The organism is Sphingobacterium sp. IITKGP-BTPF85 (genome assembly GCF_001006065.1).
GTDB classification, from domain to species: domain Bacteria; phylum Bacteroidota; class Bacteroidia; order Sphingobacteriales; family Sphingobacteriaceae; genus Sphingobacterium; species Sphingobacterium anhuiense.
The window spans coordinates 1-15,160 of the sequence record NZ_ASZT02000064.1 but is presented as its reverse complement, the minus strand read 5'-3'; the positions used below and the strand labels follow the sequence as shown (position 1 = coordinate 15,160).

At 33.1% G+C, this 15,160-nt stretch carries 13 protein-coding genes and 2 pseudogenes; 11 read left to right on the top strand and 4 right to left on the bottom strand.

Annotated features, from left to right (window positions below; genetic code table 11):
* Window positions 1–2: 2 nt before the first annotated feature.
* Window positions 3–1,391, bottom strand: coding sequence for a TlpA family protein disulfide reductase (locus L950_RS13565; RefSeq protein ID WP_197086427.1), 1,389 nt, complete (start codon window positions 1,389–1,391; stop codon window positions 3–5).
* Between the two features lie 112 nt (window positions 1,392–1,503).
* Window positions 1,504–2,223: a hypothetical protein gene (locus L950_RS13560; protein ID WP_021188421.1), complete on the bottom strand. Its 720-nt coding sequence runs from the start codon at window positions 2,221–2,223 to the stop codon at window positions 1,504–1,506.
* Window positions 2,224–3,086: 863 nt separating this feature from the next.
* On the opposite strand from L950_RS13560, the gene L950_RS13555 reads away from it, so the two are divergent.
* The 6 genes and pseudogenes from L950_RS13555 to L950_RS33310 all read left to right on the top strand — a co-directional run bounded on the left by L950_RS13555 (window position 3,087) and on the right by L950_RS33310 (window position 8,734).
* Window positions 3,087–3,677, top strand: a complete 591-nt coding sequence (locus L950_RS13555; protein ID WP_021188420.1) for a helix-turn-helix domain-containing protein — start codon at window positions 3,087–3,089, stop codon at window positions 3,675–3,677.
* 890 nt (window positions 3,678–4,567) lie between these two features.
* Window positions 4,568–4,978 carry a protein-export chaperone SecB gene (locus tag L950_RS33315; protein ID WP_021188419.1) on the top strand — a complete coding sequence of 137 codons (411 nt, stop codon included), beginning with the start codon at window positions 4,568–4,570 and terminating at the stop codon, window positions 4,976–4,978.
* Window positions 4,979–4,989: 11 nt separating this feature from the next.
* The gene (locus tag L950_RS13545; RefSeq protein ID WP_021188418.1) at window positions 4,990–5,556 is read left to right on the top strand and encodes a hypothetical protein; all 567 of its coding nucleotides are present in this window, start codon (window positions 4,990–4,992) and stop codon (window positions 5,554–5,556) included.
* 321 nt (window positions 5,557–5,877) lie between these two features.
* On the top strand, window positions 5,878–6,456 hold the full coding sequence (locus L950_RS13540; protein ID WP_021188417.1) for an HIRAN domain-containing protein: 579 nt from the start codon (window positions 5,878–5,880) through the stop codon (window positions 6,454–6,456).
* A gap of 881 nt (window positions 6,457–7,337) precedes the next feature.
* Window positions 7,338–8,018: an Abi family protein gene (locus tag L950_RS13535; RefSeq protein ID WP_031287285.1), complete on the top strand. Its 681-nt coding sequence runs from the start codon at window positions 7,338–7,340 to the stop codon at window positions 8,016–8,018.
* Window positions 8,019–8,254: 236 nt separating this feature from the next.
* Window positions 8,255–8,734, top strand: a pseudogene (locus L950_RS33310) (ORF6N domain-containing protein).
* A 333-nt stretch (window positions 8,735–9,067) separates the two neighbouring features.
* On the opposite strand, the gene L950_RS13525 reads toward L950_RS33310, so the two are convergent.
* Complete coding sequence (locus L950_RS13525) at window positions 9,068–9,571, bottom strand: hypothetical protein (RefSeq protein ID WP_021188411.1); 504 nt, start codon at window positions 9,569–9,571, stop codon at window positions 9,068–9,070.
* Between the two features lie 965 nt (window positions 9,572–10,536).
* On the opposite strand from L950_RS13525, the gene L950_RS13520 reads away from it, so the two are divergent.
* From L950_RS13520 to L950_RS33300, 3 genes and pseudogenes are all read left to right on the top strand, one after another.
* Window positions 10,537–11,568 carry a YhcG family protein gene (locus L950_RS13520; protein WP_021188410.1) on the top strand — a complete coding sequence of 344 codons (1,032 nt, stop codon included), beginning with the start codon at window positions 10,537–10,539 and terminating at the stop codon, window positions 11,566–11,568.
* Between the two features lie 174 nt (window positions 11,569–11,742).
* A pseudogene (locus L950_RS33305) lies at window positions 11,743–12,087 on the top strand (ORF6N domain-containing protein).
* Window positions 12,088–12,102: 15 nt separating this feature from the next.
* Window positions 12,103–12,366 carry a hypothetical protein gene (locus L950_RS33300; RefSeq protein WP_156169684.1) on the top strand — a complete coding sequence of 88 codons (264 nt, stop codon included), beginning with the start codon at window positions 12,103–12,105 and terminating at the stop codon, window positions 12,364–12,366.
* On the opposite strand, the gene L950_RS13510 is transcribed toward L950_RS33300, so the two are convergent.
* Window positions 12,357–12,734 carry an outer membrane beta-barrel protein gene (locus L950_RS13510; RefSeq protein ID WP_410528132.1) on the bottom strand — a complete coding sequence of 126 codons (378 nt, stop codon included), beginning with the start codon at window positions 12,732–12,734 and terminating at the stop codon, window positions 12,357–12,359. The two genes, L950_RS33300 and L950_RS13510, sit on opposite strands and share 10 nt — an antisense overlap.
* 515 nt (window positions 12,735–13,249) lie before the next feature.
* Here L950_RS13510 and L950_RS13505 point away from each other — a divergent pair.
* Together L950_RS13505 and L950_RS27875 are read left to right on the top strand one after the other, a co-directional pair.
* Entirely contained in the window at window positions 13,250–13,957 is a 708-nt protein-coding gene (locus L950_RS13505; RefSeq protein ID WP_197086425.1) for a hypothetical protein, read from the top strand.
* A 976-nt stretch (window positions 13,958–14,933) separates the two neighbouring features.
* Window positions 14,934–15,047 carry an ORF6N domain-containing protein gene (locus L950_RS27875; protein ID WP_084825446.1) on the top strand — a complete coding sequence of 38 codons (114 nt, stop codon included), beginning with the start codon at window positions 14,934–14,936 and terminating at the stop codon, window positions 15,045–15,047.
* Window positions 15,048–15,160: the final 113 nt, after the last annotated feature.

The following is a 15,160-nucleotide window of genomic DNA, read 5'->3' as shown; positions in this document are numbered from 1 at the left end:
AACTATTTGAACAAATAGATGTAAGGATATTCCTTATACGCTCTGACCTTAGTGAGAATAATACCCCTTTCTTTGAAAAAATCTAATTTTTCCTTTTCACTACGAAATACAAATCCAGCCGGAATTGTCATGTCGACCCGTGTCATTTCGGACCTATCGATGACAATAGGAACTTCAAAAGCATAAGATAGTCCTGATATGATATTGTATATGGGTATATTTTGAGAATAAGATTCATTATTCACAGAACTTGCTTTGGATATCATGATGTTACTTTTGGTTTTAATTTTATCGAATTCGGGTTTAAAGCTCACCGTGTAGAATTCAACAGTATCCTTTCTTCTCTCAACAGCAATCTTAAAATACTGCGTAAAATCCTTTGTGTATAATTTTCGGAAAGCCATCTTTGAAACCGAATCTCTAGAGAAAAACTCGTACCAATACCTACTCTCATCCTTATTATTGTTTATCAAATCCAGCTTAAATTCAATTCCCAATCCCGCTTCGTAAAAAGCACTTTGAGCATCGTACCCCTGCATCTCAAATGGAAACGCATAGTTGAGCAGAAAACTTAACGTCTGATTACCTATCCTCAGGTAAGTAGTTCCATTTCTATAAATAAAGTTTGGATAACTATCTAAAAAATGATCTCTCTGTTTAGCAAAAACAGAATATTGATAAGTATTTATCGTATCAAATAATGGACCTCCTCCTCCTCTTCCTTCATCTCCAACATTGATATAATAACCTGTATTCTTTATATTTCCGTTGGCACCTTGTATCCAACTCTCAATATTACGATCTGTTAAATTGTTTGCACCTGTGGTCGCCACAAATTCACCTTTAGAATTTATAACAGCTACGGTCGGCAATACATTATGCTTAAACAAGCTTGTAAAAACAGTATCATCAGTTATCGTAGCTAATGAAGGCGTATAATTAAAATCCTTCTTATACTTTTGAAATCGCTTTGCGATACGTTCTGCTGTATCTCTATTTCGTTTACTATTGACCATAATGACTACCAGATTGTTCTTGAACCGCTCCTGGATCAATTCCAATTTTGGAATTCCTTCAATGCAACTTTTGCATCCAGTCGACCAGAAATCAAACACTATCACTTTGCCTTTATAGTCCGAGAGGTGAACCTTTTCCTTTTTTCCATTGAAATATTCTAATTCCATGGGCATTTCCCAAACGAAATCTGGAATAGATTCACCGCTCTTTAAAGCTTTAATCTCCTGCCCTCTACCCACTTTTACCGACCCCATCACCAACAAAACAGCCACAAAAAATTTACCCACCAACAAGAACCCTTCTCCCTTAGATCGCATCAGCTTTTGGAGATAGCTCCAAAGCTTGCTTATATATTTTATATGTATTTTGATCATATTTTTAGACATAATGTGCCCATACTCCAGTTCATACCGAGGGAGACTTGATTCTAAAGTCTTTTCTTAGCCCTCGGTAGAAAGGGGATTGATAAACACTGAAACTTTACTTTTAATTGTTCTCCGCTAACATTGGATAAGTCTTCCCTACTTTAGCCCCTATTTTCGTTTTCATGATCATAGTTGGCTGTTCTTGCCAAATCAGCTCAATTGATTCACCTTGATCTGTCATAAAAGACCTACTGTCTTTCACGACCGAAAGATTCTCGATATGTACTTCCAGTTGAAAGTGATCGTTCAGGTCATTCAATATCCGCTGACTATACTGCTCTCTTTCCGTATCGGCAGGTACGGTGAGCTCATAGTCGTAAAAATCAGTAATGGCAGACACCTGCTCCCGATCATTATTGGTTCTTTGCCGTACCAACTTGGATTTATCTTCACCGTGCACGATGATCTGTTCCGTCGGAAAACTCAATGGTAATCTCAGTGCAAACAAGTAGCATTCATAGATAGCCATATTCACCAGTGATATCCGGAGCACATCCTTACGTTCATCACGAACCACTGCGGTGTATGATTCGTCCTCCTTTTTAGAAGCAATCACATACGAATAGTAGCGATCTTTCGGCCGTTCGTCAGTTCTATTTTTAAGTCGGTTGCGGACTGGCTCTTTTGTCGATTCCACGACTCGCTTTTTAAAAGCTCCTTCCGGTAAAAGGCTTATCATAACAGGTTTTTTGAGGATTGGAACACGTTTTTTAGACTGGTACGAAAACATTTCTTCCTCTGGGGACAGCGCATAGCTTTCCCTTTTGCTATTTTTTAGCATTCGATTAAGTGTTACGTTAAGCTTAGTTTAGTGGGCTGGACTCTAGAAATCCAGCAACCTGCTATTAATAGCTTAACAGTTAAAAAATAAGATGGAATAAATGCAATAATATGTCTTCAGTACGTATTAAAATTGGTCTTCGTAATTGCATTCTATAATTGTAATAATAAAAACCCGATCCATAGAAATATAGAATATCTATACTTTTAATAGCAGTATCATTGTTTAGCAATAAAATATTCGTTACTTTTAAAGTGGAAAATTTAAAGAAACAGAATATCGAAAGCTTATGGCACTAACCCGCTAATATGAATCGGTAAAACCTACAGGGTATTTTGGTATTTAACAATGGCTATTCAGCATTATTAGATCACCATTCATTGGTAGATACGCCCTTTTGGTTTTTAATGGATGACAAGCTATTCCGGTTGTCGCAGCTTGTTTTTTATCAACGCATTGATAGCGCTATGCCCTGCACGATCCTGGATCGGCAGACGTAAAAATGGATTTCTGGACTTTCTATTTTTCATCATTATTTGGTTAATAAAACATTGGTTAATGAAAATAAGTCTCGTGCGGAAGAAAAGGGGAAGCTTTATATAAAAAGGCAAGCCCCGCTATTCTCCACCTAGAACCGGGTACGGCAAAGAACCCAAGACACAGTTTCGAATAGGGGAGCTTGCCCCTTCATTTTTGCTAAAATACAAAAAGAATGGGGGTTCGCAAACCCTACATCTCGTGTCTTTTGAAATTTGCCGTTTCGATTCCGAGACTACAATCAGTTAACTGACTGTAATACAAATATACAAACTGTAATCAAATAAACAAAAGTATTTAAATAAAATATTCACAGAAATATCAAAATGGGAAAAGTAATTAATTATACACTTGCTGAAAAAATTTCTGAAAGAATGGATACAATACTGAAAGAATCAGGTTTAACCCTAATTGGATTAGCTGTTTTATCAAAAGTAGGTAAAAGTGCAATATCTAGTTATCACAGCAAAAGTATCCCCATATCAGTTGAAACTGTAAACAAAATTTGTGAACCACTTTTTATTAAACTTAAAGACTTTTTCGATTTTGAAACCAATTTAATACTTAGCACAAAAGCTTTATTGGTAATAGAAAACTTTAAAACACTTAATGTAGTTAATCTTCCAATCTATTTTAAATCAACAGGATGCTCAAAACCAGTCGGTTCAGGTATTAAATGGGAACGAGAAATGATTAAATACATAATTTTAAGAACAGATTATTTCACGACAGCAAGGTCTATTGCAGAAATGACACTTGACTTTAGCAAAGACTACGGTCTTACTCTTAAATCTGGACGCCTGTATAACTTATTGAAAAAATATATTGGAAATGAACTAAAGAAAGAACCGGTCTTACGCATCAATAACGATAGTTCAAAGTCAAAAAGAACAATATTTTTATATAGTAGAGCCTAACAACTGAAGTTTGATCTCATCAACTCTTCGAATAGTTCATGATGAGTTGATTTACTTTCAATAAGCATCATGGATTGTCTTATGAATCTACGGAAATGGTGAGCGTCCAGAACAATATATCTTTTCAAAGGGAAAAAGCGAAAATTTGCAGAAAGTCTAAAGGAACTCGATCCGGTTCATTTCAAAGAGTTCGTTCCTTTATTTGATAAACTGCAATATCTAATATCAGATAAGAGCAATTTAATTGTCTAAGTGTAACAATATTATATATTTTAAAAAAAGAAATAAAAAAAAATATGCAGTTATTTTGAGCTTTTTCTTCACCTAAGCGAGAATTATTCTATAAATGAACCGTGCCATTAATATGATGTTATTCGTTTCACATAGAGCTTTAATCCTATGAATTTTAAGCCTATAATCTACAACACCACCTACAACAACATTTCTACTACAAACTGTACCATCAGTAACACCATCAATTTGGAAATTAAACTTTTCGTGATTATGTTTGTTCTATACGTACAAATAAAACGTTCAAGTACCGCCAATAGTACACATTTGAAATACTGTATTAGAGTCCAATCCTTGAAATTTCTGAGGAACACTTTACATGTAGTATTGGTATGAAAATTGAAGAAATAATAATATTATGAAAGAGATGTTAGATAGTCTAAAAAATTTTCTCGCTACTAAAAGTAGAGAGGAAGTGATGGAAATTTGGTCTTCCGGCAACTATTTAGATAAAGGAGGGCTCAAAGTTACTGAGTTCTTATCAAGTAAAAGATGCAGTATAACTTTCACAAATGAAAAAAATAATTTTGAAAGCTTCAAGATTAACAATAACTTAGGTTCGAATTCATATTCGAACCTTTTTTATTTAAATCAATCCAATGCAATCAGCATCTTTCAAAATTTCGAACTACAAGTTCACTAAAACATTATTAGATTTTTCTTTTTATAAAGAAGGTGAAATCGATGTTTCTTTTGCTGTATCAGGCACTTTTATAAAATCAAGATCTATTTTTGAATTAAGGTTTGCAATAATCGCAAAAAGTGAAGGTATTACTGAAGCTTTTGTTTCAGTTGATTGCGAAAGTATTTTCGAGTTTACTAATGTTTCAAGCCTAGCGGAAGTCCCAGATTATTTCTACACAAATAGTATAGCAATTCTTTTTCCATACTTAAGGGCTTATGTAAGTACAATTACTGTGCAATCAAATATCCGTCCCATAATTCTTCCAACTTTGAATTTGTCAGATTTAAATGAGCCTTTAAAGCAACATACTAACGAGATAGATTAGAAATTTAGGTAATGGTAAAGGATATTTTCCACACATTAACTTTCAGAGGCAATAATGATGAAGTGTTAGCTCATGGTCCTTATATATGCGATCGTGATGACGCATGGCTATCTCCTGGATATTACTTTTGGGAAGAATCAATAAAGGCTGCACATTATTGGGGAACAAATAGATTAAAATCTGATTACATCATTTGCAAAGCAGAATGTTTAATTAACGATGATAATTGTTTGGATTTAGTTGGTAATGTTAAACATCGAGATGGTTTTAGTGATTTATTTAACGAGCTTAAAAATAATGGCTACGTTACCGAGGATACAACTGTAGGTCATGTAATAGATTTCCTACGTAAATCTGGTAATTTTTCATTTGCATCAAGTAGGATAGATAGTACAGATGCATTTAAATATTTTATTGAAGATCCTGATCAAACAAAAGTGCTAAAGTTCGATCAAAAGCTTACACACGTCAAATTAAATCTAAATCTAGTTGTCCAGATATGTATTTTTGATTTAGAAGGAGTACTTTTCAGCAGTTTCCAATTGGTGCACGATTCCACGGATGTCGATGTAGCGTAAGAAATGAAAGAAGAATTATATTTAAAGAACAGGATTGAAAGCGTTAAATAATAATGGCCTTAAAAATTATGTTTGATGATGAACAAGTAGTTTCGTATAGAAACGAACATTGATAGCAGAGTCAACAATTTATTGCAATATACATCATGGATTGTCTTATCGACAATTCTACTGTGATGGCGAGCGTCCAGTAATCGGCTGTTATTAAAATTGCTAACTTTGCGATACAAAAACATTATATCTATTATCAATGAGTGAGTTTTCAAAAATTTATCTTGCATGGCGTAAGGGGTCGGATCCCGTAGGCATATTGTTGGACTTTTGGAAAAAGACAACGATAATAATGTTACATTTCAATATTTACCTGAAGCCAAAACATTAAGAAAGACAGAAGGATTTATACCCTATTTCGAGTTTCAAGACTTAGACAAGGTATATGATATCAATGTACTTTCTATTTTCTCCCATAGATTAATAAAAACGGATCGTCCTGATGTTCAAAATTTTTTAGATTTTTGGGAAGTTCCTGCCGATAAGGCAAATGACAAATTTTATTTGCTTGGCAAAACTCAGGGCTTAACGGCAACTGACAACTTTGAATTTCTTGCAGAATACCATAATACAACAGATCTTCATTTTTTAACCGATATTTCAGGACTTTCTTATGCTCAGATTCCTCGAAACTTTGTAAAGAACGGAGACTTACTCCAATATGCGTTGGATAAAGATAATGAGCATGATAAAGAAGCTGTAATTGTAACATTCAACGGTACCAAGCTTGGATATATAAAAAGAATACATTGTCGAGTATTTCAAGAAGCTCCAAATTTATTATTGAGTGTAAAGGCTATTGAGCAAAATGGCGTAATCAGAAAAATATTCGTTAAAGTAACTAATTAGCATAACCACACGACTTCCAATAATTTAATTCCATCGGCATTGATGGAATTAAAAATTAAATAAAAAGACAAACTACACTCATATTCCATACAGGAAGAAATAGCCCATAGGATACATCCCAACTAGCTCTTCCAATAATTAATAACGTGTAAGGTCTGTTTTTATATCCGCATCATATATTATCTGTGAACTTTAAGTTTTAACTCACTAACCTAATAACCTCATAACATAAAAAATGTAGAGCGTCCCGTTATTGGCCTATTACCGACACCAGCTGAGGGAAAGGAAAGTGAAGAAGAAGGTCTATCATAAAAATCCATTCCTTTGAAAACTAAAACTTTTCAGTATATTTAATTTATGATCGTATAACGGTTTACTTTAGATCTGTATATAAAATAGCATTTAAGCTGTGTTTTTGTCAGAAAGCACCTTTCGAATAAAAAATCTGTCGATAAAGATTTATCTACCAATAATAATTAGGGAAGGGACTTCGAAATTTTTGAAGTCCTTTTTTATTAAAACAGGTTTACTTAAATAACGACAACTCAAATTTCACAATCTTACTTTTGCACTCGGTCTAGAACAATATAAATTTCGAATAGTTCATGATAAGTTGATTTACTTTCAATAGGCATCATGGATTGTCTTATGGACAATTCTACGGTGATGGTGAGCGTCCAGTTATTGGCCTATTACCGAAACTAGCTGAGGGAAAGGAAAGTGAAGGATAAGGTCTATGATAGAAAGCTTCAATTTATCTATGAAAAATAGATGAAGATTAAGGCTGTAAAAACGAAACCCGCTAGTTTGAATAGCAATTCAGGGACCAACGGGAATAAGGTAATACAAAGATAAGTTAATTAACTGAAATAAACAAATCAATGAAATACAATGAGTTTGCAAATGTAATTACACATGCCCGGATGAATCGTTACCTTGCTGCATCAGAAAATGATTCTAGAAAAGCGATGACTCTTTATCGTAAAAACCTTCGTTTGACTCAAGAACTATTTACAGTAATAAGTTGCTTTGAAATTGCACTGAGAAATGCAAGAGATTATAAGTGTACATTGAAATTTGGAGATAACTGGCTTCGTGACGGGGTAAAGAAAGGTGGAATATTTGACAACTCCAACTGCTATCTGACTAAACAAAGTATCAATGAGGCGTTAAAAAAATTACATTCGTATTCTCATTTCAAATTAGTTGCAGAACTTGGATTTGGTTTTTGGAGATATATGTTTGCAGCTCATCAATATAATGCAACAAGTAAAATACTATTACAAATCTTTCCGTCAAAACCGAAAAGCAGTGCAACATTGCAATATAATAACACTTATGTCTTTAATGAGTTAGCTAAATTAAATTCATTAAGAAATAGAATGGCACATCACGAACCAATTTGCTTTCAAGCTGGTTTAGCCATCAAAGATACAACTTATGCTAGGCAACATTACAATTTGATATTACAGCTTTTTCAATGGATGCAAATTGACGAAGCCGCGCTCCTCTATGGGCTAGATCACATATACAGTATCTGTAATGAAATAGATTCACTATAAAGTTTATTTATTAGCTTTCGGTCTAACATCAATTCAACTCTTCGAATAGTTCACGATGTTTTGATTTGTTTTCAATATGTATCATGGATTGTCGCAACGACAATTCTACGGAGATGGTGAGCGTCCAGTTATTGGTTTGTTACCTCAACCAGATACGGGAGATGAGTCTAAAGGTTAAGATATATCTTTGCTTTTTCACTATCTTAGATATTGAAAACCAATATATTTAACCAATTATGGCGAAACAAGAGACGCTATCAATACTACCCGAAGAGGTGATCCTCAATAAAATATATGTATTCCGAGGGCATAAAGTAATGCTGGATCGAGATTTATCTGAATTGTATGGAATAGAAACAAGAGTACTGAAACAGGCCGTGCGAAGAAATATAAACCAATTCCCCGATGATTTAATTTTAATTGTTTGAAATTTATTGTGAAATTGATTCCCTTAGGAATTTATGTTTGAGATGTCAACCAGTGAGCTTCAAATTTGGAGATCACAATTTGTGACCTCCATTAAAGACAAACAGGGATTAAGGCACCCTCCATTTTGTTTTACAGAACAAGGAATTGCAATGCTTTCTTCAGTATTAAAAGGCGACATTGCGATTAAAATAAACATACAGATTATGCGTGTATTTACACGCATGCGTCAGTTATTAATCGATAACACTGATCTGCGCCTCGAAATCGCTGATTGCTTCTTTGACTGATCTTTGGGATCAGGAGATTTAGCAATTAAAAAGAAATGCCGGAATGGAATAAAATTATGAAAACAACAGTTAATCATGATGGTTGATTAACTGTTGTTGTAATGTTTAGTTAGAATGAGACTTAGTATCTTTTTCTTTTTTTATGTATAAAATATAAAAGAAAATTCCTCCGATATTATATAGGGAATAAAAATAAATAAGTCTTTAACCAAAAAATTGTGACTTTTTCTGTAATCTTCAATAATATCATTTATGCCTAGTCCGATGCAAAATAGGCAGATAACGAAAGCGATGAAGATTATTTTTTACTTATTTTAAACATATCTTATAAAATTATCGACAAGAAGCTCCCCATTGAGCACTTGCATATATAAAACCCGCTGCTCCAATCCCTGCTCCGATCACACTTGCTCCACTTGCGGCTAAGCCAACAAATGCTAAAGCTAAACCAACTGATGCCCCTGCGCAAGATGTTAAAAATCTTGCTTGTTTATTACTTGAATGGAGCTTAATATATTGATCCTTTTGTTGCAAAGAAATAATTTGTGGATATTCTTTTGCTGTATAAGCCATTGCAAGAATTACACCTTCAAATTTGTTATATATTCCATTTTGTTTTAAAATTTCACTGTATCTTTTCACTACCTCATCTGGATTTTTTGAATAAGAAATTTCATTAGATAAATTTATAAAAATTTCTTTCTCTCCCAAAGTTATGATGTTTTCCTGAGCAAGTGAATTAATAATATCAATACTATTGGTTTTTGTCGAGATTTTTTCTAAAAGTTCGATTTTATTAGAGCCTGCTGTATATTTTTCATTGTTATTAGCATGCAAAGCTAACGCTGATCTCTATATTTTATCAGTTAATTGTAGAAATTAATTAATTTATACAATTAACTATCTATACAACCTATTCTTTTCTGATAAGATAATTCTTGATAGAATGTATGTTTATTATATTAAATAATAAATAGTGCGCATTCAACTCATTTCCAATAAAAATCAATTCGCTTCAATAACGACAGCACAGCATCGAGCCGAACAATATACCTTTATACTAAAGTTGAACTGTAGCTTTTAGTCTTAAACCAACTATTCGAATAACTCATGATGTTTTAGTATTGTTGGCAACAGACATCATTGATTGTCCAAAGGACAATACTATTAAGATGGAGAGTGTCAAATTATTGGCCTATTACCGAAACCAAGTGACGGAAATGAGAATGAGCAATAAGGTCTATCATAAAAAGCCCTTCCTTTGAAAACTAAATCTTTTTAGTATCTTAGTACAAGATTGTGTAGCGCTTCAAATTTGGAGATTTAACAGTCAAGTTATCCCTTTTTTTCAGGATAAGGCTTTTAAATAAAAAATCTATTTCCACAGATTTATCAGCTACTAAGTAAGATTGAATAAATGTAAATCTTAGTTACTATTCACTTGATTATTCATCTACCTATAATAATAACAGAAAGGACTTCGATATTTTTGAAGTCCTTTATTATTTAAATGATTTGGTTAAATGAGGACAGCTCAAAATTTCAGAATCTTACTTTTGCACTCGGCCTAGTTCCATATAAATTTCGAATAGTTCATTAATGTATAGAATTTATTTTTTATCGGAATCATGGATTGACCTCCGTACAATTTTACGAAGATGGTGATCGTCCAGTAATTGGCTTATTACCGAAACCAGCCGAAGGAAATGAGAGTGAGTGATTAGGGATATCATTACTTTTTTCACTATATTAGGTATTGTGAACCAATTATATCATAAATTTCAAATCATAAATAGTATAGAATGGACATCAATACGAATTCTTATAAAAAATGGCTGGAAGAAATTAAGTTAAAAATAAAAACAACTCAACTTAAAGTCGCTATTAGCGCCAATTCTCAATTAATCGAACTTTATTGGGACCTAGCATCTGACATTATAAGAAAACAAGTTGAATCAAATTGGGGTGATGCAATTTTAGAACAATTGTCTATTGATTTAAAACTGAATTTCCCAAATATTAATGGTTTTTCCAGACGAAATCTTTATGCTATACGTCAATGGTACTTATTCTATAATCAACAGTATGACTTTGTGCCACACCCTGTGGCACAAATACCATGGGGACATAATCGACTTATTATAACCAAAATAAAAAATATTGAAACAGCTATATTTTATTGCAGAGCAATAGTCGAAAATGGCTGGACAAGGGACAATCTTGAATTAGCTATTAAAAATAACTACTTCGAAACAAAAGGTAAATCTATCACTAACTTTGAACGTATATTACCACAACATCAATCCGGGTTAGCAATAGAAACATTAAAAAATCCATACAACTTTGATTTCCTTGGACTAGAACAGCACGCTCTAGAAAGAGAAGTAGAAGCTGCAATGATAGAACACATAACTCAGTTTTTAATTGAACTTGGAAAAGGATTTTCATTTGTAGGTCGTCAATATCAAATAATAGTAAGTGACAATGAATATTATATCGATCTTCTTTTTTATCACTTACAACTGCGGTCATTTATAGTTATTGAACTGAAATCTGGAAAGTTTAAACCGGAATATGCTGGAAAACTAAATTTTTATTTATCAGCTATAGATAGTCAACTAAAACATTCGTCCGACAATCCTTCTATAGGCCTCATATTATGTAAGGATAAAGATAAAGTTGAAGCAGAATATGCCCTCAGAGATATTAACAAGCCTATTGGGATCAGTGAATACATACTAACACAAGCATTACCAAAAGATTTTCAAAGCAAGTTACCAACTGTCGAACAATTAGAAAACCAGCTAGGCGAGGATTTAAATACCGTCGATTAAACAAATAGTTATCATGCTTTGATTTATCTTTATCGTTATCATAGATTGCACTCATGACAATTTTACGGAGATAGTGGACGGGTCCAGTTATTGACTTATCACCGAAACCTGGTGATGGGGCGGAAACAAAAAAATAAGGGTGAACAAGAAACGCTATAAATTCTACCCGAAGAGGTGGTCCTGAATAAAATTTATGTATTCCGAGGGCATAAAGTAATGCTGGATAGTGATCTCGCAGAATTATATGGAATTGAAACTAAAGTCTTAAAGCAAGCAGTACGAAGAAATATAACCCGTTTCCCTGATGATTTAATTTTAATTGTTTGAAATTTATTGTGAAATTGATTCCCTTAGGAATTTATGTTTGAGTTATTAGAAAATGAATTTGAACTTTTGAGGTCACAAATTGTGACCTCAAAAGCAGATAATAGAGGTGGTAGTCGATATTTGCCAATGATGTTCACAGAACAGGGAGTCGCAATGCTATCTTCCGTATTAAAAAGCGACATCGCTATCTAAATAAACATACAGATAATGCGTGTATTTACGCGTATGCGTCAGTTATTAATCGATAACACTGATCTACGCCTCGAAATCGCTGAAATAAAACAAACGGTTGAAAAGATTTCTAAAAAACAGGAAGGTCAAGATAAAAATATTGACCTAGTATTTGAATACATTGATCGTCTCCAAGATAAACCTGCGAAGCACTCTCCGAAGGAAATCGAGGAACCCATCCCAAAAGAAAGAAAAAAGATAGGATTTAATATTGGTGATAAAAAGCAGTATTACAGGTGATAACGAATCCCTACAGAAAGATAATTGATATCCATAGCATCCTCAAATGGATAATATTTCACTTTGTAACCTGCAAAGACCGTACTTTTAACGGGATCAAAACGATACGAAACTCCAATTGTTGGATTTATAGCTACATAATTTTTCTTCGCATATCCTGATATTTTTTTATCTTCAGATTCAACCACAATCTTTTGTTTATAAAAGTCTCCTGATAAACCTATTCCACCATAGATATTAAAATTACTTTTCGTTTGGTCCTTTATATTGTAAATATAATCTGCCCCAACTGTTGTCATATGGACATTACTATAGCCACCAAAAACCTGTATTCCACTGTGATTATTAAGGTCATATTTACCATTTATACCATAAAAGTATCATAGGTTGGAGCTTCCAGCATTATGTCACTAAAGACACCTATAGAATATTTTGAAATTTGTGCTTTTGTTGTTAAAAAACAAACAAAAACCATAAAAAAGGATAGAAGTATATTTCTATTCATAAGCTATATTTATTAAAAAAATTAGTATTCACCATATCGCATTTATATACTAGGAATATTAGAATCTCATTATTATTAAAGTTTTTATACTTTATTACATAAGGTGAATCCCAATAAAAAAGAAGTTGTTAAAAATGAAAATTTCATCTACAGGATAAACTAAAATTAGTTTTGAAAAATTTTACCAAACATAGGAAAATTAAAGTCTGCAACAAAAATTCGCACAACTCAAATGCGCAAACGAACATTATAATTGACAAAAATTAAGGAAAAGATATATATATATTAGAGAAACAAAGAAATATATCAATAGATTACAGATAATATTTTTTAAATTTAATCTTATTGGAAAGTGCTAAATAAAGACCATCAAATAATTTGAGAAGAGACACTCTGTGCAACAGGTTTGCCATGCGTAGCTATTTGCTATTTTTACTTTTGATGCAATTTGGATTACCAGCTTTACCACAGGCTAGACAATCCAGCAGTCCGGTTGTGCCCTCCGCCATTAAGATTGATAAATCCAGATTGCGGGCATTACCACAGGCTATGCAACCCAAGAGTATGGTTTTCTCCACTCGCCCTGAGGCGGAAAGTAAGAGCCAAAGAAGACCTTTGATTATTGATTCGATTTCTCCCTGTTATGTTTTAGATATTGATCCTGAAGAGGAGGAGGGTGTTTTTACAATCACAACGATACCACCCGCACCAAATAAGGGAATAAAAGTATACCTCCAGCAATTAGCTACAACAATGGGCCTACCTGCAGTTAAACCCAATATAGGTCTAAAATCTGACTCAATCAGTGTTCAGTTTCTTATATTCAAGAATGGTTGGATCGCTGCTTTAACAAACACAGAACCAAATACCCCTACCCCTAGCCACGGAGTCATACTGCATGCAATCAAAAAAAATGCATGCGTTTGGAGGCCCGCCTTGCAGGCAGGAAGACCCGTGGTATACCTACTAAAAATGGTGATCTACTATAGCAGGGATGATAAGGGAAATATCCTGTCGTTAGATAATCTTTACTATCGCCCTAGCGCCAACATCGAAAAAAAATCAAAACCAAAAAATAGTATTTAAAAAAATGCAGTTTGATAACATTCCTAACTGTTCAAAACTTGCGAACGTCAGTTATAGGATTACCTGTCGCAGATGAACGAAAGGAAAGTGAGGGATAAAGACTATTGATCTTCGCAAGCAGATAAGAATCAATAACAAGTGTAAATATTACCTGCGTTAGATAAACGAGAGTAAATTTCACTATTTTTACTACTATAAACCTTATACCGATAAAATTTAGCAAAGATTACTAATAATTCATATTAATAGCGCAAGTACAGGTAAGTCTACCTATAAGCAAAACTGGACATTATAACTTAAAATCTAAATGTCCAGTTTTTTATATAATAAAATGGACAAAATCATATATTCGATGTAATAAAAAGGTATAAAAACTACTGATTAAATAACATTCACTCTAGATATACTTCCTAAAGGCTATCTTTTTACCTATACTGATTTTACTACAGAGGTGAATAAGAAGATACCAGTACATCAAATTGATTTTAACGAGGTTGCTTTAGCAACAACCGGTTAATATCATCTTCATAATTGGAAAGTATTTCTAAAAGCATAAGCTATCCTTCTGTTTTGGGTAAATCCGGATCGTTTATCGTCACTTTTCTAAGTATAGGTAGGCATTCCGTAACCAATAGTCGGGATACCAATTGAATCCAAATAAGGTGAACTGTACCAACCTTAAAAATATTTTATAAGCTGTAATCTTTTTTGTCCTATTTTCATAATGCCTGTTTTTGTTTTCAAAAAAGTACTCCACCTCGAGACCCTTGCATACTATTTTGATTTTTTTACGACAAAATTAGTGTAGAATAAAAACAAGAAATTTAGCTTAGATAAGAGGTATAGAATAGGCATTTAAACTAAAACTGAATTAAGCTACTAGTTTTAGATGATCCAATATTAGCAAATAAATTATATCCTTGATAGTATCATATCATACTATCAAGGATGGAAACTCTGTAGACACAAAGTAGTTATGGATAGTGATTTTGCAGAATTATATGGGGTTGAAAAGAAAAGATTAAATGAACATGTACGGTTCAACTTAACCAGATTTCCTAAGAACTTCATGTCCACATTAACTATTTAAGAATTTGAAATCTTAAAGTCGCAAAATGCGACCTTGTAAATCGTCAGCATATTGGACATAATTCAATAAAACTAAGAGAGTGTTTCCTGAAAATTTTAACTTAATCATTATGG